This is a genomic window from Stenotrophomonas sp. 99219_Sma, assembly GCF_056480785.1.
In genome coordinates this window covers 2453965-2474466 of sequence record NZ_CM151117.1, presented here as the reverse complement: position 1 = coordinate 2474466, position 20502 = coordinate 2453965, and the positions used below count along the sequence as shown (strand labels likewise).

The 20502-nt window shown below is 65.3% G+C and carries 18 protein-coding genes; 7 read left to right on the top strand and 11 right to left on the bottom strand.

The features are described from left to right. Window positions 1–34 precede the first annotated feature (34 nt). From ACZK13_RS11380 to ACZK13_RS11370, 3 genes are read right to left on the bottom strand one after another with little or no spacing between them, the layout of a single operon-like run. Entirely contained in the window at window positions 35–1111 is a 1077-nt protein-coding gene (locus ACZK13_RS11380; protein WP_253143205.1) for an ATP-binding protein, read from the bottom strand. 3 nt (window positions 1112–1114) lie between these two features. Then, window positions 1115–1885, bottom strand: coding sequence for a response regulator (locus ACZK13_RS11375; RefSeq protein ID WP_430541927.1), 771 nt, complete (start codon window positions 1883–1885; stop codon window positions 1115–1117). Beyond that, window positions 1882–2448, bottom strand: coding sequence for a hypothetical protein (locus tag ACZK13_RS11370; protein WP_253143203.1), 567 nt, complete (start codon window positions 2446–2448; stop codon window positions 1882–1884). Before ACZK13_RS11370 ends, ACZK13_RS11375 begins: the two co-directional genes overlap by 4 nt. Window positions 2449–2684: 236 nt before the next feature. Between ACZK13_RS11370 and ACZK13_RS11365 the strand changes: the two genes are divergently transcribed. After that, window positions 2685–3866 carry an efflux RND transporter periplasmic adaptor subunit gene (locus ACZK13_RS11365; protein ID WP_253143202.1) on the top strand — a complete coding sequence of 394 codons (1182 nt, stop codon included), beginning with the start codon at window positions 2685–2687 and terminating at the stop codon, window positions 3864–3866. 2 nt (window positions 3867–3868) lie between these two features. Next, window positions 3869–5812 carry a MacB family efflux pump subunit gene (locus ACZK13_RS11360; RefSeq protein WP_253143201.1) on the top strand — a complete coding sequence of 648 codons (1944 nt, stop codon included), beginning with the start codon at window positions 3869–3871 and terminating at the stop codon, window positions 5810–5812. Between the two features lie 77 nt (window positions 5813–5889). Here ACZK13_RS11360 and ACZK13_RS11355 read toward each other — a convergent pair whose 3' ends face one another. The 3 genes from ACZK13_RS11355 to ACZK13_RS11345 form a co-directional block, all read right to left on the bottom strand. After that, entirely contained in the window at window positions 5890–7599 is a 1710-nt protein-coding gene (locus tag ACZK13_RS11355) for a sensor domain-containing diguanylate cyclase (protein ID WP_125894811.1), read from the bottom strand. Between the two features lie 116 nt (window positions 7600–7715). Further along, window positions 7716–8342 (bottom strand): DNA-3-methyladenine glycosylase, encoded by a 627-nt coding sequence (locus tag ACZK13_RS11350; RefSeq protein ID WP_125894809.1) that lies wholly within the window; start codon window positions 8340–8342, stop codon window positions 7716–7718. 72 nt (window positions 8343–8414) lie between these two features. Beyond that, on the bottom strand, window positions 8415–9374 hold the full coding sequence (locus tag ACZK13_RS11345) for a cation diffusion facilitator family transporter (protein WP_180837228.1): 960 nt from the start codon (window positions 9372–9374) through the stop codon (window positions 8415–8417). A 226-nt stretch (window positions 9375–9600) separates the two neighbouring features. Between ACZK13_RS11345 and ACZK13_RS11340 the strand changes: the two genes are divergently transcribed. Continuing rightward, a complete protein-coding gene (locus ACZK13_RS11340) occupies window positions 9601–9855 on the top strand; it encodes a hypothetical protein (protein WP_125894805.1) in 255 nt (84 codons plus the stop codon). Window positions 9856–9902: 47 nt separating this feature from the next. Here the strand turns inward: ACZK13_RS11340 and ACZK13_RS11335 are convergent, their stop codons facing one another. After that, entirely contained in the window at window positions 9903–10547 is a 645-nt protein-coding gene (locus ACZK13_RS11335; protein WP_125894803.1) for a TetR/AcrR family transcriptional regulator, read from the bottom strand. Between the two features lie 123 nt (window positions 10548–10670). On the opposite strand from ACZK13_RS11335, the gene ACZK13_RS11330 reads away from it, so the two are divergent. Further along, entirely contained in the window at window positions 10671–12959 is a 2289-nt protein-coding gene (locus tag ACZK13_RS11330; RefSeq protein WP_478481659.1) for a TonB-dependent receptor, read from the top strand. A 17-nt stretch (window positions 12960–12976) separates the two neighbouring features. Then, window positions 12977–13873, top strand: a complete 897-nt coding sequence (locus ACZK13_RS11325) for a tyrosine-protein phosphatase (RefSeq protein WP_180837222.1) — start codon at window positions 12977–12979, stop codon at window positions 13871–13873. 53 nt (window positions 13874–13926) lie between these two features. Here ACZK13_RS11325 and ACZK13_RS11320 read toward each other — a convergent pair whose 3' ends face one another. The 4 genes from ACZK13_RS11320 to ACZK13_RS11305 form a co-directional block, all read right to left on the bottom strand. Next, window positions 13927–15591, bottom strand: coding sequence for a tyrosinase family protein (locus tag ACZK13_RS11320; protein WP_180837220.1), 1665 nt, complete (start codon window positions 15589–15591; stop codon window positions 13927–13929). Window positions 15592–15867: 276 nt separating this feature from the next. After that, the gene (locus ACZK13_RS11315) at window positions 15868–16125 is read right to left on the bottom strand and encodes a hypothetical protein (RefSeq protein WP_032127215.1); all 258 of its coding nucleotides are present in this window, start codon (window positions 16123–16125) and stop codon (window positions 15868–15870) included. After that, window positions 16122–17474: a TFIIB-type zinc ribbon-containing protein gene (locus ACZK13_RS11310; RefSeq protein ID WP_478481657.1), complete on the bottom strand. Its 1353-nt coding sequence runs from the start codon at window positions 17472–17474 to the stop codon at window positions 16122–16124. The genes ACZK13_RS11315 and ACZK13_RS11310 overlap by 4 nt, the downstream gene beginning before the upstream one ends. A 20-nt stretch (window positions 17475–17494) precedes the next feature. After that, window positions 17495–18634 carry an SPFH domain-containing protein gene (locus ACZK13_RS11305; protein WP_180837216.1) on the bottom strand — a complete coding sequence of 380 codons (1140 nt, stop codon included), beginning with the start codon at window positions 18632–18634 and terminating at the stop codon, window positions 17495–17497. Window positions 18635–18885: 251 nt separating this feature from the next. On the opposite strand from ACZK13_RS11305, the gene ACZK13_RS11300 reads away from it, so the two are divergent. Beyond that, window positions 18886–19194: a Pepco domain-containing protein gene (locus ACZK13_RS11300; RefSeq protein WP_152906899.1), complete on the top strand. Its 309-nt coding sequence runs from the start codon at window positions 18886–18888 to the stop codon at window positions 19192–19194. A gap of 4 nt (window positions 19195–19198) precedes the next feature. Continuing rightward, window positions 19199–20458 (top strand): hypothetical protein, encoded by a 1260-nt coding sequence (locus ACZK13_RS11295; protein WP_180837211.1) that lies wholly within the window; start codon window positions 19199–19201, stop codon window positions 20456–20458. Window positions 20459–20502 lie beyond the last annotated feature (44 nt).

Genomic DNA, 20502 nt, shown 5'->3' with positions numbered 1-20502 from the left:
AAGGTGGGCCGCTACCAGGGCAGTGTCTACCGCCTCAACGGCGGGCATGCACCGGCCAGCGGATTTCGAAGGCACTGCCACCACGTTCGGTGGCCCGGCATAGCGCTGTTCCGTGATGGGCCACGGCAATCGCACGCACCACGGCCAGGCCAAGCCCGGAGCCACCACTCTGCCGCGAGCGGGAAACATCCGTGCGCTGGAAGGCTTCGAAGATGCTGTCGCGAAGGTCGTCCGGCACACCGGGGCCGCCATCTTCCACCGTGACGGTGCAATGGCCTTCGGCCAGCGTCACGTACACCCGCAGCGGGCAGGGAATGGCATGGCGACGCGCGTTCTCCAGCAGCGCCAGCACCGCCTGGCGGATGCGTGCAGGATCGCAATCCGCCAGCGACGGCCGTGCGTCCAGCGTTACCGAGAACCCGCTTTCGTTCAGTGCCTCGGACATGGCTTCCACCACTGCGGCCACCTGCACGCTGACATCGCTGCGCTGCAGGCGCAGATCCAGGTGGCCACTCTCGGCCAGGCTGACCACGCGCAGGTCCTCGATGATGCGGGTCAGGCCTTCCAGCTGGGTAAGCATGCTGTTGAACTGCTCAGGCCCCGGCTCGAACACGCCTTCGGCGATGCCCTGCAGGCGGCCGCGCAGGATGGTCATCGGCGTGCGCAGTTCATGCGCGATCGCCGCGTTCCAGAACACCCGGTTCTCGGACATCCGGCTCAGCCGTTCTGCCATGGAGTTGAAATCGCTGACCAGCGTGGCCGCTTCGGCCATCGTGGTATCACCACCGCGTGCACGCGCTTCCAGATCGCCACTGGCGACCCGGCGCAGGCTTTCGGCCACCGAGTTCAACGGCGTGATGATGCGCCGGGTCAGGCGCGAGGCGACCAGCGTGGCGAAGATGACGACCACGGTGGCGGTCAATCCGATCCACAGCCATTCCAGCCCGGACGGCATGATCGTTTCCGGCTCGTCGTACCAGCGCGGATAGAACACCTCCATGAGGTAATAGAACAGGTAGAAGCCGCTGATCGACAGCACCGTCGAACACAGCGAGGCCACCGTGATGGACAGCGTGATCTGGCGTCCGATGCTCTTGCCTTTGGGGTTCATCATTCAGTCCAGGAAGCGGTAGCCGACGCCGCGGATGGTGGCGGGAATGCCGATCACGCCGACATCCTCCAGCTTGCGCCGCAGTTTGCTGACATGGCTGTCGACGGTGCGTTCCTGCGCGTCGCCCTCGGGCAGGCAGGCATGCAGGAGATCGGCCCGCGCATGTACCTGCCGTGGCGCACGCGCCATGTGCACCAGCAGCCGGAACTCGGTGAGGGTGAAGTTCAGTTCGTGCACCTGCTCGCCATGGCGCACGGTCACCTCGTGGCTGCGCAGGTCGATCTCGAAGGGCCCTTGGCGGATCAGTCCGTTGGGCGCTTCGACCACGGTCCGGGAACTCCGGCGCAGCACGGCCTGGATGCGGGCGACGATCTCGGCCGGATTGAATGGCTTGGCCACGTAGTCGTCGGCGCCCACGCGCAGCCCGGTCAGCTTGTCCACGTCCTGGTCGAGCGCAGTGAGCATGATGACCGGGGTGTTGCCGATCCGTCGCAGTTCGCTCAGCACCTGCCAGCCATCCAGTTTTGGCATCTGCACATCCAGCAGCACCAGGTCCGGACGCAGTTGGCGGTGGCTGGCGAGTGCCGCCTCCCCGTCGGCGGCGCGGGCGCTGCGCAGGCCGGAACGGGCCAGGTAGGCACTGAGGATGTCGGCGATTTCGCCCTCATCTTCGGCAATCAGCACCAAGGGTGCCTGTCGGGTACGGAGATCGTTCATTGCGTGATGCGGGTTCGGGGCAAGGGTGGGCAAGGGCGGGATCTGGGGCAGGGTCATCGTCGGCACTGCATGTCCTGCGCCTCTTCGTTGGCAGCCCAGGCCAGGGTGGCCAGCACCAGCGTGCGCTGCAGGCTGGGTTCCACTGCACCTGGGCCGCGCAGCTGCTGCAGCACCAGGGTGGACACCGCCGCCGGCAGCTTGCTCCAGCGCGATGCCATGGGGGTGGTGTTTACCCGGGCCTGCAGCCGCGAGGCCATGCCCAGGATGGCGCGCAGGCGCAGTGCCAGCAGGGCGACGATCGCGAGAGTGGCAAGGGCGACCAGTAGATGCAGGGTGACGTCGGCGACCGGGTGCGTTGCCGCCCAGACCGCCAGACCAATCAGCGCCAGCGACGCGAGAGCGCCGGAACGGCCGGTGCCACCGGGCCCATCGCTGCGGAACCCCACCAGGGCGGCGGCCCCGAAGCCCGCCAGCAGCGGGGGTAACGGATCCGACGCGGCCAGCATCCAGCTGGTGGTCGATGCCAACACGACGGCGATCAACCACGGCGAAGGCGCACACCACGCCAGGTAGGCACGGCGCACATCGATGGGTGGCAGGTCTGGATGGGAAAGGGACACGGCAGGCGGGCAGTCGGCGAGGCCGACGAGGCTAGCGACCGTTGATGGAGACTCGGTCGAGATTGTGTCGAGATTGCGTGGACGCAGGCTGCAGCATTCAGGCGCGGGGCTGGTGCCTGAACGGCTGCCGCGCCTCCATGCAATCTCCACAGTGGCTCCAAGAAACGTCCATCCGCGGCTTCCAGACTGCGGTTTCGGCGGTCGCATTGGGCGACTGCACGCAGCCGGGCGTTTCGATGAGCAACCGCAGGACCTGGATCATTGCCGCTACGGTGGCCACATTGGCCGCCGGCGCTGGATGGTGGGCGTTCGCCGGCGGCGATGATGCCGCGCTGATCACTGCGCCGGCAAGGGTGGCAGATCTGGAGAAGACCGTACAGGCGGTCGGCCGGGTCCATCCCAAGGAGCTGGTGGCGGTGGGTGCGCAGGTGTCCGGCCAGGTCAAGCGCCTGCATGTGGTGCTGGGCCAGCGCGTACAAGCCGGTGACCTGATCGCCGAGGTCGATTCGCAGCCGCAGCGCATCGCACTGCGCAGCGCCGAGGCGGCTACCAATACGCTGCGTGCCCAGCATGCCGCCAGCGAGGCCCGCTACGCGCAGGCCAGTCGCGCTTACCAGCGGCAGTCGCAGCTGGTGGCGTCGCGCCTGGTGTCACAGGAAGGTTTCGAAGCCGCACGCGTGGCACGCGATGCGGCACGTTCGGAGGTGGCCGCGCTGCAGGCGCAGATCGAGCAGGCCGTGACCCAGGTCGAAACCGCACGGATCAACCTGGGCTATACCCGCATTGTTTCGCCCAGCGACGGTTACATCGTGGCCATCGTCACCAAGGCCGGGCAGACGTTGAACTCGATGCAGACCACGCCGACCATCGTGATGCTGGCGCAGATGGATACGATGACCGTGCGCGCCGAGATCGCCGAGGCCGACGTCGAGCTGGTGGCACCGGGGCAACCGTTGTGGTTCTCGACACTGGGGCCGAGCGGCCGCCGCTATGAATCCCACCTGCAGCAGCTGGAACCGGCGCCCTCCTCGATTGCCGACGTCGCCACCGGCAATGCGGGTGGCTCTGCGCAGACGCCGAAGGCGGTGTATTACGCCGGCCTGTTCGACGTGGCCAATCCCGGCCTGAAGCTGAAGCCCTCGATGACGGTGAAGGTGACCCTGCAGCTGGCACGGGTTGCCAACGCGCTGCAGGTGCCATTGACGGCGCTGACCGATTCGGATGGCAAGGACGGCAGCCGTGGAACCGTGCGCGTGCTCGACACCAAGGGCCGCGCCCAGGAACGTGCGGTGACGACCGGCCTGCGCACCGCCACCGCCGTGCAGATCCTGTCCGGCCTGCGCGAGGGTGAGAACGTGGTGGTCGGCCAGGCGCCCAGCGGCGGCGAATCCGAACCGACCAGCCTGCTGGGGATGTGAGCATGGCCGACGCACTGCTGGAACTGCATGGCGTATCGCGCGCCTATCGCTCCGCCGCCGGCGAGGTGGTGGTGCTGAAGGACGTTTCGCTGCGCATCGATGCCGGCGAGTTCATCGCCATCATCGGCCCCTCGGGCTCGGGCAAGTCCACGCTGATGAACATCCTTGGCTGCCTGGACCGGCCGACCGGGGGCAGCTATCGGGTGAGCGGCGAGGCCACCGAGCAGATGGCGCCGGACGCGCTGGCACGCCTGCGCCGCGAGCATTTCGGCTTCATCTTCCAGCGCTACAACCTGATGGAGAACCTGAGTGCCACCGAGAACGTGGCGCTGCCGGCAGTTTATGCCGGCGTGGAGGCGGACGTGCGCACTGCCCGTGCACGCACGCTGCTGGAGACGCTGGGGCTGGGCGAACGCATGGCGAACCGGCCGAGCCAGCTGTCCGGCGGCCAGCAGCAGCGCGTGTCCATTGCCCGTTCGCTGATGAACGGCGGCGCGATCGTGCTGGCCGATGAACCCACCGGCGCGCTCGATCACGCCAGTGGCCAGCAGGTGATGGCCGAGCTGAAGCGCCTGCATGCACAGGGCCACACGGTGATCCTGGTGACACACGATTCGGCGATTGCCGCCAACGCGGCGCGGGTGATCGAGATCGCCGACGGCCGGGTGGTGACCGACCGCGGCGAGCGGGGATCGCGTGCTGTGGCTGAAACACCCGGGACCGAACGCGGCGTGTCGCCGGTCACCGAGCGCCGCGCACGCATGGATGCGATTCGCGAAGCCGCGCGGATGGCCGTGCGCTCGATGCTGGCCCATCGCCTGCGCACGCTGCTGACCATGCTCGGCATCATCATCGGTGTCGCGGCGGTGGTGACCGTGGTTGCGCTGGGCAAGGGTGCGCAGGCGCAGGTTGAATCTCAGATCAACGAACTGGGCGCCAGCACGCTGGAGATCTTCCCGGGCTCGGATTTCGGTGACCCGCGCTCGGCGGAGATCGAGACGCTGGTGGTGGGCGATGCGCACCATCTTGCGGCATTGAGTTACGTGGACAGCGTAAGCCCGAACCTGAGCGGATCGGTGGCAGCGCTGCAGGGCAACCGGCGTGCCAACACCCAGGTGCTGGGCGTGGGGGCCGACATGCCCCGCGTGCGTGGGCTGCGGCTGAAGGCCGGCCGCTTCTTCACCGACGCCGAAGTCCATGCGCACCGTGCCGTGGGCGTGGTCGACCAGAAGGCCGCCAAAGCGCTGTTCAGCGACAGCCCGATTGGCAGCACGGTGCTGCTGGGCGGCATGCCGGTGGAGGTGATCGGTGTGGTCGGGGCCAATGCGTTCGCTGGCGGTGCAACCCCGTCGGTCTACGTGCCGTATACCTCGGCGGCCTCGCGGCTGCTGGGCAGCGAGCGCCTGGAGAGCATCACGGTGCGTGTGCGCGACGACGTGCCCACCAACGCCGCCGAGGCCTCGCTGGGGGCCGAGCTGGAGCGGTTGCATGGCCGTCGTGACTTCTTCATCTACAACGCCGACCAGATCCGCAAGGCGGTGATGAAGTCCAGCCAGACCATGGCAGCGTTGGTTTCGGCCATCGCAGCAGTGGCGCTGGTGGTCGGCGGGGTGGGGGTGATGAACATCATGCTGGTCTCGGTGAAGGAGCGCGTGCGCGAGATCGGCGTGCGGCTGGCGGTGGGCGCGCGGCAGGGCGACATCCTGCGCCAGTTCCTGATCGAGGCCGTGCTGATCTGCCTGTTCGGGGGCGTGCTGGGGGTGCTGTTCGCGTTCGGCGTGGGTGCGCTGTCCAGCCTGCTGTCGCTGGGTGTGCCGTTCCTGTTCACGGCGGGCCCGGTGCTTGCCGCGCTGGCGTGCTCGTCTGCGATCGGGCTTGGCTTCGGCTACTTCCCGGCGCGCAGCGCGGCACAACTGGACCCGATCCAGGCGCTGGCAGCGGAGTAGGCGCAGGCCCGGTGCAGGCATTTGTGGAGCCGAAGGCAACGGCAGGAGCCGTTGCCTTTGGCTCCACAGGAGCAGCCTCAGGATGAGGGGCGCGGATGCGTGCGCACGCGTGCACGCTCGCGATACAGACGGCTGTCGGCGCGCTGCAGGGTGTCGGCCACCGTCTCGCCGGGTGCGTGGTGGGTCGCGCCCAGCGAGAAGGGTGTGGGTGACTGCCCGGCATGCTGCGCATACCACTGCTCCAGCGTGGCCAGCCGTCCCGGTTCCGGTGCAGTCAGCACCACCATGAACTCGTCGCCACCCATACGCACTACGCTTTCCATTGACCCCAGTGGAGCGCGCAGGAAGGCGGCGAACTCGACCAGCACCGTGTCACCCCGTGCATGGCCCTGGGTGTCGTTGATCTGCTTGAAATGATCCAGATCGAACATCAGGCAGGCCCAAGGCTTGTCGATCAGTTCGTCCAGGCGGGGCAGGAAGCGGCGGTTGTAGCTCTGGGTGAGGGGATCCTTGAAGGACATCTCGCGCAACTGCTGTTCCTGCATCCGCAGTGCGGTGACGTCCTGCGCATGGCCGAGCACGTAGGGTGGGGTGGCCTCGTTGTCGAGCACGTTGTGATACGCCCAGAAATGCCGGGTACCATCGGCGGCGATCAGCTCGATGACGCCGGCATCGGTGTGGTTGACTGCGATGCGTTCCAGATACGCCTTGAACGCGGCCCGCTTCTCCGGCGGCATCAGGTCGCACAAGCTGCGCCCGATCATGTAGCTCTCATCGAAGCCCAGTGACTGCACGGCCGCTGGGTTCACCGAGGTCAGCACGCCCTCCAGCGTGTGGGTGCAGATCAGGCCAAGGCTGTAGTGGAACAGCCGCCGGTAGCGGGTTTCGCTTGCTTCCAGTGCATCCAGCGCGGCGCGCTCCTCGGTGATGTCCTGTATGGCCCCGACCAGCCGCGGCCGGCCATCGACCTGCTGCCGGCCTCCAACCACGCGGGTCCAGATGGCTCGTCCGTCGGCGGTGGTCATCGGCAGCTGCACCTCCCACGACGTGCCTTCATCAATGCAACGCTGCACCGCCGTGCGGATGATGTTTCGGCTGTCCTCGCGATAGAACGAAAGCGCAGTTTCGAGCGTCGGCTCGAAGTTGCTGCGCACGCCATGGATCTGCTTGGTCTCGCGGGTCCAGCGCACTTCGTTGCTGACCAGGTCCATCTCCCAGCCGCCCACCCGGGCCGCGCGGTTGGTGCGTTCCAGGAAATCCTCGCTGCGCTTCAGCTCACGATGCAGGGCCTTGGCCTGGCCGACCTGGGCCATCAGCGTGCTGCGCTGCTCCAGCACCTGGGTGGTGACCCGGGCCAGATGCACCATCAATTCGCGCTGGGAGGGAGACAGAACGCCCGGCATCGGGTCGAGCAGGCACAGCGTTCCTATGCGCGCGCCATGCGCCGAGCCCAGCGAGATCCCCGCGTAGTGGCGGATGCGCGGGCCGCCGGTGACCAGTGGATTGCTGGCGAAGCGCGGGTCCTGGCGCGCGTCCGGAATCTCGAACAGCGTGTCCTGCTGTATGGCATGGGTGCAGAATGAAATCTCGCGCGCGGTTTCGCTGACACCTTCCAGCCCGATGTTGGCCTTGAACCACTGGCGCTCGTCGGCAACAACTGAAATCAGAGCCATGGTCATGCCGGTAGCGGCACGCGCGGCGGCGACGATCGCATCGAAAACAGGCTCTGGTGGCGTGTCGAGCAGGTGCAGGCGGTCGAGTTCAAGCAGGCGGTCGGCTTCGTCCATGGCGCGTTTCAAGGCTGGGGTGGCGAGGGCGGCTTCGGCGGCTGTCATGCACCACGCTAGTGCGTAGCGCGTTATGTATCGCCACGACGGGGTGACGCCGACGTGACGCATCCCGGTCAGGGCTTGCGGGGCCCGCGCGAGGGGCGCACCGAAACGTGACGGTGGTCGCGAACATGCCAACGCCAGGGAAAGTCCACCGCACGGGTGATGCCGATGCGGGGCCCGACCACCGGATCCTCGGGGGGAGGCACGCCATCGCAGGCAATGACAATGCCGTGGCTGCCGGTCACCAGGTCTGCGCCATCGAAGCCGCGGTCCAGCCCGAAGGCCTGCGAGAGCTTGCCGGGGCCGCTGGCCAGATCATGGTCACGTCGGGCCGCCGGGCGCAGTTCGCGCATTCGTTCCAGCCCCGCCATCGGCTCGGCGGCCCGCAGCAGGACGGCGACGCCCTCGCCGATTTCGCCGCAGACCACGTTGCTGCCCCAGTGCATGCCGTAGGTGAAGTAGACATACAGATGGCCGGCCTCACCGAACATGCTGGCGGTGCGTGGCGTCTGCCCGCGATAGGAGTGCGCGGCCGGATCGATGCTGCCGGCATAGGCCTCGACCTCGACGATGCGCGCCGCGCGACCATCGTTGCGTACCAGCAGCTTGTTGAGCAGCTCGGGCGCAACGTCGGTCGAAGGGCGCTGGTAGAAGCGGCGCGGAAGGATCTGCAGTGAAGCGGGCAACCAGTCCGGCACGGTAGTGGCAGGCTCGGGTGAAAGACGGTGGCACTGTGGCATCGGTCAGGTGAAACGGGCGCAGACGCAGCATCATTCCGGCGCAGGCGGCGCGGCCAGTGCCGCGCGCCGCGCGGCATAGACTTCGGGCGTCTGCGGCTTGATGAACAGTGCAACCAGTTCCGGATACTCCCGCTTCACCGCCGTTTCGATGCGGGTGATGCAGGCTTCAATCTGCGGGGTCCGCCGATCGTCCTCGAACTCGGCACTGAGCATCGCCACGACCTGTTCCGGCCCCATCTGCATGGTGGTCACGCCGTTCGCGCGACGCAGGTCCGGATCGGTTTCGGCCACCGCCATGATCCGCTCGGCCACCGCGGGGTGGGCAGGTTCTCCGACCAGCAGGCCCTTGGTCTCACGCGCCAGAAGGAAGGCGGTTGCGGCCAGCACGCCGGCGATGCACAGTGATGCAACGCCATCAAGCACCGGCATTTCCAGCAGCTGGGCGGCCAGCAGCCCGATCAGCGCGAAGCCCAGGCCCAGAAGGGCGGCACTGTCCTCCAGCAACACGGTGAAGGTGGACGGGTCCTTGCTGCGGCGGAATGCTTCGAAGTAGCCGAGTTTGCCCTTGGTACGCCGGAATTCTCTCAGCGCCACCCACCAGGAAGCGCCCTCGAACAGGATGGAAATACCCAGCACGCCGTAGCTCAACGCGTGGTTGGTGGCCGGCTCCGGCTGCCGGATATGCTGGATGCCCTCGTACGCTGAGACGCCGGCGCCCGCGGCGAACACCAGCAGGGCGACGATGAAGCTCCAGAAGTACAGCTCGCGGCCATAGCCGAAGGGATGTACCGGGTCAGGGGCCTTGCCTGCACGACGCAGGCCGTACAGCAGCAGTACCTCATTGAGGGTGTCGACCAGTGAATGCACGCCCTCGCTGAGCATGGCCGAGCTGCCGGAGATGCCGGCAGCAATGAACTTTGCGATGGCAATGGCCAGGTTGCCCGCGAGGGCGGCGTAGATGACCAGACGGGAACCGGTGGGGGCAGACATCAAGGCAAGGGGGAGGGCAGGTGGATGCCTGATCTTGCGGACGGGCATGTCCCCGAGATGTGCACGTGTCCGATGTGCCGGGGCCGGGCAGGCGCCCAACTGCCGCTGCGATCAAGCCGGTTAGGAGGCAGGAATGCAGACGCCAGGCCCTACGCTGGGGTCAGTCCTCGTGGCCAACCGTGTTCGAAGCGACGTTGACTATTCTCCGTAACCTGAAGAGACTTCGATGAATCACAAATTTTCCTGGTCCGCCCTCCTCAGTCTGTTGCTCTGCGCCAGCGTCGCGCGGATCTCCAACACCCTCCTGCTCGCTGCGGGTGGCAAATTTTTCGTAGCGGCAAGCGCAGTCCCGATCGCAAGCTGGGGACGCCCTGGATACGGGCTGCTGATCGTCATCGGGTTCCTCGCGCTGGCGACCTGGTACTTCGGCGAGCGCGCGAAGGCCGTGCATAAGGCTCTGCCCGCCCGTTTCTTCATCTGATACCACCGTTTTTGCCCGGGGTGCCGGCCAGCGGCCGGCACTACCGTTCAATCCGCCATCACACGACCAATCGCATCGGCCAGCAGCGCCCGCACCCGCTCCGGCGGCAGGTCCGGATCGCGCACGGCGCGCATGGCCAGACCTTCCACCAGCAGCCGCAGCAGCAGGGTGCGGCCTGCAATCTGCTCCTCGTCCACGATCCGGCCCTGATCGGCATCGCGCTGGCGCAACCAGGCATGGATCGCGGCACTGGTCTGCTTGTCATGGGTACGCAGCACCTCGGCCAGCATCGGGTCGCGATGCGCCTCGGCATTGATCTCTGCATACAGGGCCACGCTGGCGATGGCATTGCCGTGGATCGGCAGCACTTCGCCGCGCGCCCATTGCTGGTAGCACTCCAGCAGCCCATCAATCAGATCGGACGCCACCGGCATCTCGCTGATCGAGGCCTGGTCGTGGCGCAGCTGGCGCTCGATCAGGGCCAGGATCAGGGCGCGCTTGTTGGCGAAATAGCGGTACATCAGCCCCTGGCTGATCTCGGCCTCGGCAGCGATATCGCCGATCGAACCGGCATGGAAACCACGGGTGATGAAGCACTTCTGGGCGGCGTCGAGGATGCGCCGGCGCTGGGCTTCGGCATGGGCGGCGGCAGGGGCGTCAGCGGGTGCGGCTAGGGCGGTTTTCGGCGTCATTGCATGAAGTCGGGGCGTCCAGAGGCGGGATAGTACGTCACAAAAGGTGTGAATGAACGGTCATTCATTTGTAATTCCCGCCTCCCAGACTGCGCCGGCCTTCTCCTTCCGCGAATGAGTCCGATGCGCCACGCCCTGCTGCACCGCCCGCTGCTCACCCTCGCCATTGCCGCCGCACTGCCGGCGCTGGCCCATGCCGAAGACAGTCCCAGCGCCGACGCCGAGGCATCCGCCGATGCCGCGCGCACCGTGGTCGCCCTTGACCAGGTGATGGTGACTGCGCAGAAACGCGCCACCAACCTGCAGGAGACCCCGATCTCGGTATCGGTGGTCGATGCCGAAGCGCTGAAGGACCGCAGCGCGATTTCGCTGGGCAACTTGTCCGATGGCTCCATCCCATCACTGCGGGTCACGCCGTTCGCTACCCGTAGTTCTGCGCTGAACATCGGCATCCGTGGCATCGGTGCCTCCGGCGACGCCAACCAACCGGCCCGCGATGCCGGCGTCGGCATCTACGTCGACGGGGTGTTCATGGGCCGCGCGCAGGGCCTGGGCAGCATGCTCTACGACGTGGAGCGCATCGAAGTGCTGAAGGGGCCGCAGGGCACGCTGTTCGGCCGCAATACCGAAGGCGGCGCGGTGAGCATTGTCACCAAGGCGCCGACCGGCGAGTTTGGCGGCAACGTCAGCGCGGGCGTGTCCAACTTCAGCGGCTACAACAGTGCGCTGCACCTGGATCTGCCCAAGGTGGGCGATGTCAGCTTCAAGATCGACGCCGTGCAGGCCAAGCGTGGCGGCACCACAGACAATCCGATGCGCGGCGAGCGTGACTTCAACAGTTACGACAAGCGCGGCGCCCGCCTGAGTGCGCTGTGGCAGCCGAGCGATGACTTCTCTTTGTTGTACGCGTTCGATCGCTCCTATGATGCCACCACGCCATATCACACCCAGGTGCTGGTGCCAGGCGCCTACCTCAGCCCCCTGCAGAAGGCCGGCGCCAGCCAGGATCGCCGCGACAGCGCCATCCTGGGCGGGCCGCAGGAAGACAACATCGGACGGACCAGTGGCCATCTGTTGAACCTGTCGTGGACGCTGAACGACAACCTGGAGTTGAAGTCGATCAGTTCCTACCGTGAACTCACCCAGGGCCAGTTCGACATGGGCCTGGTCGATGCGATTTCGGCCTATGGTGGCGCAGGCATACCCTTCGGGCGTTACAGCCTGGCCCAGGTCTACCAGCACCAGTACAGCCAGGAATTCCAGCTGATCGGCAACACCTCGCAGGTGCAGTTCCTGGGCGGTGCGTTCTATTACCACGAGACCGCTGGTGACAATGCGCAGACCCCGAACATGCTGGTCTGGGGGCCGGGTGGCAACAGCTACACCGTGAATCCGGCGACCAACCCGCTGGATCTCTCGCGGGTACGCATCGATCGCGCCAGCAAGGCCTGGACCGACAGCCTGGGCGTCTTCGGCCAGGCCACGTGGACCCCGGAAGCGATGCAGCGGTTGCACCTGACAGCGGGTGGCCGCTATACCCGCGATGACAAGAAGGGCAGCCTGTACATCGTCAATGGTGCGGCGACCAACCTTGCGTTCAAGGATCGCTGGAGCCGTTTCGACCCGATGGTCAATATCGCCTACGACCTCGGCGAGCACGCGATGGTCTATGCCAAGTACAGCACCGGCTTCAAGGCCGGCGGTGCCAACTCGCGCTCGACCAACTACAGCGCGTTCGGTCCTGAAGAAGTGACGGCCTATGAGCTGGGCTTCAAATCGCAGTTCTGGGACAACCGCGCGCGCCTGAACCTGGCGGTATTCGATTCGACCATCGCGCACAAGCAGGTGGACTTCTCGCTGCCGTTCGACCCGAACAGCGGCGAAACCCGCACCACCATGGTCACCACCAATGCACTGAGCGATGGCAAGTCGCGCGGCGCAGAGCTGGAGTTCAACGTGATGCCGGTGGACAACCTCACCCTCGGCCTCAACTACGCCTATACGAAGATCGACGCGCAGACCGCGACGGACCCGTTCGGTGCAGGGGTGCAGGTAACGGTCCAGCCGCTGCTGGCGCCGAAGAACGCCGGCAGCCTGTCGGTCGACTACCTGGTGCCGTTCGCGAACTTCTCGGCACTGAAGTTCCATGTGGACGGCAACTGGTCCGATGGCTACTACACCAGCGAGTACGACCAGATGCTGACCGACAGCTCGTTCGTGGTGAACGCACGGGTGGCGCTGGTGGATGTGCCGGTCAACAGCACCGGCACCACGATGTCGTTCTCGCTGTGGGCGCGCAACCTGCTGGATGAGCAGCACCTGTTCTACAAGATCAACAGCGCAGCGCTGGGCCAGAGCGGCATCTTCAACGACCCGCGCACCTTCGGCCTGGACGTGGCCGTCAACTTCTGATTCGAACGGAGAATTCCATGAAGCACCGCTCTACCGAACTTGTCCTGGCCGTGATGCTCAGCCTGCCGATGGCTGCGACGGCTGCTGCCGCTGATGCGCCGCAGGTCGCCGCCGCGAAGCCGACGGCCGTTGCGAACGTGAAGCCCGTCGCTGCCGATGCGCAGCGCGTGATCCCGCTGCAGGGCGCCTGGAACGTGCGTACCTTCGCCGGCCTGCAGGGCCGCCACGGTCCGATTCCGGCCGATGCGTTCGTGCGCACCGCAGACCTCGGCCGCCTCACCGATGCCGACCGCGATGCCCTGGCCGCGGCCGGCGTGAAGCTGGATATCGACCTGCGTACCGCCGATGAAGAGGCGCAGTCGCCGGACCTGCTGGCCAGGGATGATCGCTTTGCCTACCAGCGCATTTCGCTGATGGGCACCGAGAAGATGGACCTGCAGAAGATGATGACCAGTTTCCCGGATTCGCTGGGCGAAGCCTATGTGCAGTGGCTGGGGCACAGCCAGCCGCAGTTCAAGCAGGTGTTCCAGCGCATCGCCGCGCAGCAGGATGGTGCCGTGCTGTTCCATTGCACGGCCGGCAAGGACCGCACCGGCATCATCGCTGGCCTGCTGCTGGATCTGGCCGGCGTGCCGAAGGCCGAGATCGTGCACAACTACGCGATCTCCGCGCACTACCTGGAAGGGCAGCCGAAGGACAGCGCGATGAACGCGCAGATCATGGCGCTGGTCAAGCAGAACCCCGAGATCGCCCGCAAGATGGCCGGTATGGCCGGTACCGCACCGGACAACATGGAGCAGTTCCTGGCGGCGTTGCACAGCCAGTATGGTGGTGCGGAAGGGTACCTGAAGTCGATCGGAGTGAGCGAGCAGGAGATCCAGCAGTTGAAGGTGCGGCTGGGGCAGGCCGGCTGAAGACTGCCAGGCCGAGGGCAGGTGCCGGACAGCCCGGCACCTGCCGTGCGTCATCACGGCTGCGGCGGCGCTACCAGGATGGCGGCATCCAGTACCGGGAATGTCTGCGGTGCCTGGCCGGACGATGCGACCAGGCGGATCTCCAGCGTGGTCGTTCCCCCATCGGCGGCATTCAGTGCCTGCAGGGCCCCCAGTTTCTGCGGCAGCGGCACCGCGAACGTGGTTGGGTGGCTGTGATCCATCCCGGCCATGGTCGGCCCGAAGAACGATACGGTGCCGGCGTAGTACGGACTGTCGGCCGCCACGGAGGCGGTGCCCGCCGGTGCGTTGATCAGCACGTCGAACTCGCGCGTATTGTTCAAGCCGCGTGGTCGCTCCAGGGTCACTTCGGCAATCAACTGGCGCGGGCCCGATGTGGTCAGGTGCGCGCGCACCGCCTCATTGGGGACAGCCACGCGGACGGCGCCATCGGAGCGTGTGCCGCGCACCAGCCGCACCGCGCCGGCAGCTGCTGGCAGCGTGACCGCCTCCAGCATGTCGTTGCGGCGCGCGTAGACGTAGTCGTAGTCGAAGGCCGTGGTGGAGAAGAACGCACTGGCCGGACGCTCGCCAACGGGCTTGCCCTGTGCATCGACGAAGAAGCGGAACGGTTCGTTCATGAACTGGCGCCGCTGGTCGACATTGACGGGCATGATCGGCTTGCCGCGGGACTGCTGCAGCTGGTTCCAGACATCCCACAGGCGGTCCATGTTGGCGTGGTGCAGGTAGAAGATCGGATCGAGTGGTGACAGGAAGTTGGTCATGTTGCCGTAGGGGCCGGGATCGACCGCGCCGACGCCACCGATGCAGTTGTGCACCTTGTTGTGCGGGAATCCTTCCAGTACCGAGAATTTCGTGGCGCCGTCAGGCTGCACCACGTGCGAGGCCGTACGCGAGCTGGTGAAGCTGCGGCTGACATCGTCGTTGTAGAACTCGACCGGCGACAGCCCCGCGTGGATGGTGTCGGGAGACACGGCCGAAGCGGTCTTTGCATCGAAGCCGGGATTCTCGCGCCAGAGGTAGCGGGCGCCGCAGGTGATCGCATAGGCCGCATTGCCCGAGATGCCGGTCTTTTCCGCGACGCTGTAGCCGGTCACATCGTTCCAGACATCGTCTGCAGTGAGGTAGCCACGGAACTTGAGCTGGCCGCGTTGGCCTGCATCCAGCGTGTCCCAGTAGCGCTGCAGCGCCGGGCGCATGAATCGGGTGAAGACCGCCAGGTTGCGCGTATACGGCGCGTAGGCGCTGTCAGTGGGCGTCAATACGCCGTCGAACATCGCCGGGGGAATCCGTGGCAGCTCGGTCCAGTCCCAGTAGGGCATGGCGAACTGCGGATCACCGCTGAGCGTGCGGATGGTCTGTTCGAAGTAGCCGACATAGCCACGGTGCCAGACGTAGAACCACCAGTTGCCGTGCGGGCAGTCCATCAGGTGCACGAAGGCGTTGCGGAACCAGTTGCGTGGATCGTCTGCCGGCAATGCCAGCATGGCCTTGATGCCGCGTGCATAGCTGGCCAGCATGCGCTGGCCTTCGGGGCTGGTGACGTTGTAGCGGTGGTAGCGTGCCTGTGCGGCCTTGCCGGCCGGCTCAGCACCGCTGGCCCAGGCCCCGGGTGCTACCAGTGACGCCAATGAAGCGCTGGCGGTGGTGGCAAGAAAATCACGACGTGTGTAGCGCATAGCCTTCCCCCTGGTGATTGGTTGAACCGCGTTGGGTTACAAATCACTGGCAGGACCGGCGGCAGCGTGGCGGCCGGCCCGGCGGGGACATCCAGCCCCGCCGCTTCCACCGGCAGGTGCAACGATGGCAGGGGTGGAAGCGGCGGTAGTATAGGCATGGCAAACAGAGCTGATCTGCGAAGCAGGCCACAGTCGCAGGCGCGTACACATCTGCCCGGCTGAAGCTGTTCACCGTCGTCGTTGCGACGTTGTCGATCAGCCAGGCATGGCCTGGCTCTACTGGTCGGGTTTCACCCTTGCCACCCGTTTCCGGTACTCGTACACGTTGTCACCGCGTATGCGCTTTTCCTCGGTGCCGGTGACCCGGCCCACCTGCTGGTCTGAACCGGTCACGGGCTGCGCCTCGATTTCGGTCTCGTGCTCGAAGGAATGCGATTTGTCGGTGTTGCGGTAATAGCGGTACAACGCCCAGTACAGCGCGGTTGCGCCGGCCGGACCTGCCGCCAACAGCCAGAGGCCACTGTCGTCGCTCATGTCGATGCCACCAGGAAGGCAATTGCGAGGGCTTCAATGACGGTGCCGGTGGCAAGGGCCGCCAGCAGCATCTTCCATTGCTGCACGGGCACGCTGCCCATGGTTTCGCCGGTACGGCCGTTCACCGCGATGTAGTGCAGCATGCCGCCGTTCTTGCCAGGCTGATGGTACGAGTACAGCCAGACCGGCAGGTACATCGACACCCAGCGGGTGCCATGCACCTCCAGCTGTTCCTGCTCCCAGCGCACGCCGCGGTTGTAGCGCTTCACCGAGCCTTCCACCTGTGCGCGGGCAATCGACAGCAGCTGGTCTTCCAGCCGCGGCCGCAGCTTTTCCACATCCAGGTTGCGCTTCTCCGAAGTGAAGCCGGCCAGGTAGGAGGCGTTCCATTTCACCGCGTTCTTGGTATCGAACGGCAGGATGGTGTTGATGATGTTGTTGGTGTTGGCGCGGGTATCCAGGTTGCCGCGCTCGGCCGAGGATTCCAGCGGAAGATCGTCGACGGTGAAATCGACCTGGCGTTCGACCTGGTAGACATCGGCGTCGTAGAGGGTGCGCTTGTTCTTCTCGCTGCCGACCGTGTATTCACGGGTCTTGATCTCGCCTTTGCCGGCCACCGCAGCGCTGACATTGCTGTCGACGATCATGTAGGGCAGGAACACGCCCGCCACGTTTTCAGGGGTGAACTGGTCCTTGAACGCCTTCAGCGCGAACATCCGGCGCTTGTCGACGAACTGGCGGATGCGCGCGACCGCATCGTCCTTCTTGATGTGGAAGGGCAGCACCGCATCGGGTACCGCGCCATTGGCAATCTGCTCGTTGACGCCGAAGACGTGGCGGCACCAGTGGCAGCGCGCCGTCATCGTGCTTTCGGTGTTGACCGTGACTTCTGCGCCACAGCCCGTGCACTTGAAGGTCATCAACGCCGAGGTGTCGGCATCGATGTCGCGTGCGCCGGAGGCGATGACGGTGCCGCGCAGCTGGTCGATGGCCTCGCCCAGCCCGAACTCCTCCTCGACGCGTGCGCCATGCCATTCGTGACGGCAGTACAGGCAGACCAGGATATCGGTACCGGCCTTGGGCCGGATGTCGGTGGCGCCGCACTTCGGGCAGCGGTTGAGGCCGTCCTTCAGCTCGCTGGCCGAAGTATCGATGGCCACAGGATCGGGCGCTTCCACTTCATCGCGGATGGCCTGTGGCAGTTTCGAGGTGTCCAGCGGGAAGCTGCCGGGCAGGGGAGGGACGTCCTGCGGCGAACCGGGCCCATCCAACGACGCCGCCGGCAAGGGCGGCGGCGTCGCGGGCGCGGATCCGGGCAGCGGCGGTGGGCCGTTTCGGGGATCGGACATGTTCGTTGTGCGTCCTGCTGTTACAGGCCCAGTGCCTTGGCTTTCAGGGCGTCATAGTCGCTCTGGGTGATCAGGCCCAGGTCCAGCATTTCCTTGGCCCTCTTCAGCTTGGCGACCGGGTCATCCGCGGCCGGAGTGACCGGCTGCTGCATGCCACCCACTCCGAACATGCCCGAGGCCATGCCGACGCCGACCAGGCCGGCCGCGCCGCCGTTCTCGCCGGCCGACTGGATGCCCTGGGCGACACTGGCCTGCAGGTTGGAATTGCCGCGCGAACCGGACAACGCATCGGCGCGCTGCACGGTCTTCAGCAGTTCGCGGGTATTGGCGTCGTATTCAATCGAGACGATAGCGGTCTTGACGATGGCCAGGCCACGGTCGGACTTCCACTGGTAACCCTGTTCGACCGCAGCCGACAGGCTCTGCGCGAAGCCCAGCGAGTCCTGCTGCAGCTTGGTGATGCGGTTGCCCTTGCTCGGGTCGTTGGTATACAGGCTGAAGGCCGGCGCCAGCGAACCGACCACTTCATTGAACAGCTGGCTGGCCGCGGCGTTGTCCAGATCGGTGAAGTCGAATACCTGTCCCGGCTGCAGGTAGCTGGCCGGTACGAAGTTCTTCACGAACAGGATCGGGTCGACGATCTTCAGCGTGTACGAACCACGCGTGACCGCGCCGACCTGGGTATTGAGGAAGCCGTCGTCCCAGTAGATTTCCGATTGGGTGCCGAAGCGGTTGTCCGGCAGTTCCTTCAGCGAGACGAAGTAGGCCGCCTGCTGCGAGCCCGGCTGGCCGCCGAACTTGAAGCGCTCCCAGCTCTGCTTGATGAAGGTGCTGACCAGGCCGTCGCCGGCGAAGATCGACTGCGAGTTCAGGTCGTCCGAACGCCACTCGTAGCCGCCCGGTTCGGCGACGAACGCGGTGATCGCGCCGTCCTGGAACAGCAGCAGACCGTAGCCCTCCGGCACGATGATCTTCGAGCCGTTGGTGATGATGTTGGACGAGCCGCTGGTGTTGGAACCGCGGCCGGCGTTGGTGCCCTGCGGCACCGCCGCGAACAGGGCCGCCGTGGACGGCAGGCCCGCCGGCACGGTGTAGAAGTCCTTCCACTGGTCGGCCAGCACACCGCCGACCGCACCCTTCACCGCCTGTACCAGACCCATGACCAACTCCCTGTGATTCGAGGGCAGGCACCATGCCTGCCGAGCTGGACTGAATATAGCAGTGGCCGGGGGCGGCTGTGGTGCCGGTGGGTGAATGCCGTCTCTGCCTTCGACCGCTTGTGCCGCGAATGGCTCAGCAGGTCCGGGCAGTAGATTGATCTGGCGTCAGGGCGCCCCGCCGGGACATAATCAGCCTGCCTCGAGCGAGGCAATATGAAATTCAGAGTATCAACGGACGAACAGGGGGATTCATGGATGTTATTCGCGTTCTGGTTGAAGAGCCTTCCGAAGGCAATGTAAGAAACGGCCTGGCGTCGATGCGTTCGGGCATGGCACGTGTGGTTGAAGTAGGTGCCATGGAAATGGATGATAGTGTCCGGAAGATGGCCGAACATTTCTCGAAGATGCTGGAGGACGGCTTTTTGGCCTCGACTTCAGTCGTTGTGGATGAAATCGAACTTTCGTTGGCCGTAACCGCAAGCGGCGGCGTTGAGTTGCTCGGGAAGTTCTCTGCTGGGACCCAGGCGGGGCTTAAGCTCAAGCTCAAGCGGAAGGGCTGATGAGATGAGTACTGAGGCCAGCAGTTTCATCGAGCGTCGGAAGCGGGAGCAGGATCATCCTCTAGGCAAAGTGCGCCCGGAGCTGATCGCGGAGATTGCCGAGGAACTGGAACTACCTGCGGCAACTGGCTTGCCAGATGCCGCCTGTCGGGTGCAGATGGTTCTTCAGGATCTGCGGCCCCTGCTTCCAGAGTCCATCATCAGCCGCCTTGACGATGGTCGGATCTCAGCTGCGGAAATCTACGAGTACAACCCAGCCGTATACGTCCAAACGTTCCAGGACGGGAGTTACGGCATCGTGATGACATCAGCGCTCCCCGAGTATCTCTATCGGGTCGCAAGGCCTCTTTCCAGTGCGCTCATTCGCCTTGAAAGCAATCCTTCCAAGGGGCTTGAGCTCGACGAGTTGGCGCGCATCCTGGGCGAGATTGTCTGGTGGCAGTGCGAGGGTAGTTTCGGCCCTGACTACGAAATCTCAAAGCATCAGCGCGTCTATGCCAGCGAGCTCGCCATGCGTGCTCAGCGTTTTCTGGTTGCACATGAACTCGCGCATGTGATGTGCGACGTTGAGGATAAGCTGCGAGAGGCGCGGCCAGAAGCCGTCGGGCCCGTGGAGGAGGAGCTTGTTTGCGACTACATCGCGGTGCAGCTCTCGATGCACGCCAGTTCGGCGCGTGATGATGATCCGAATTTCCACATGCTCAACTATGCAGCTGCGGAGTTCGCGCTACAGTCGTGGTCCTTGCTGGAACGCTTGGGCGATCATGCGACTGATGCGGGCTCTCATCCTGCTCTCCCAGATCGGCTTGGGGCGATGCGACAGGCACTGCGCGATTGCTGTGAGGATGAAGCGACGTTCGAACAGATCGTATTGGTTGCAGATCTGATCGATCGTGCATTCGCCCGGGCTGCTGATCTGTTGCCAGACATCGAAGTGCGGTTCTCCGCCGACGCCGATGCATTCGCATGCGACATCCATGCACTTCTTGATGAGTGCTCGCTCGAAGACGTCCCTGACTACTCCCGATTCCGGGAAGAGATCAGGCCCATTCTTGGGCGTGGCTATCCAGTAAAGCTCGTCGAGGCGGTGCTGAGTCCGGTGATCGATGGGTTCTTCCTCGCAAACCGATCGGGATCGCCTGAATTCTCTGATGAAGAGATCAAACGGCGCTTTCGCCGGATGAAGCTCCTCTATAGTCTGCAGGGCAATTATTCAAAGGCGATGGACACACTTCTGGAGTGTGTATTCAGTCGATACCGATAATGAGGGCAGTGCAGCCGTCCCAGCCATGCCGATGACTGGCTGGG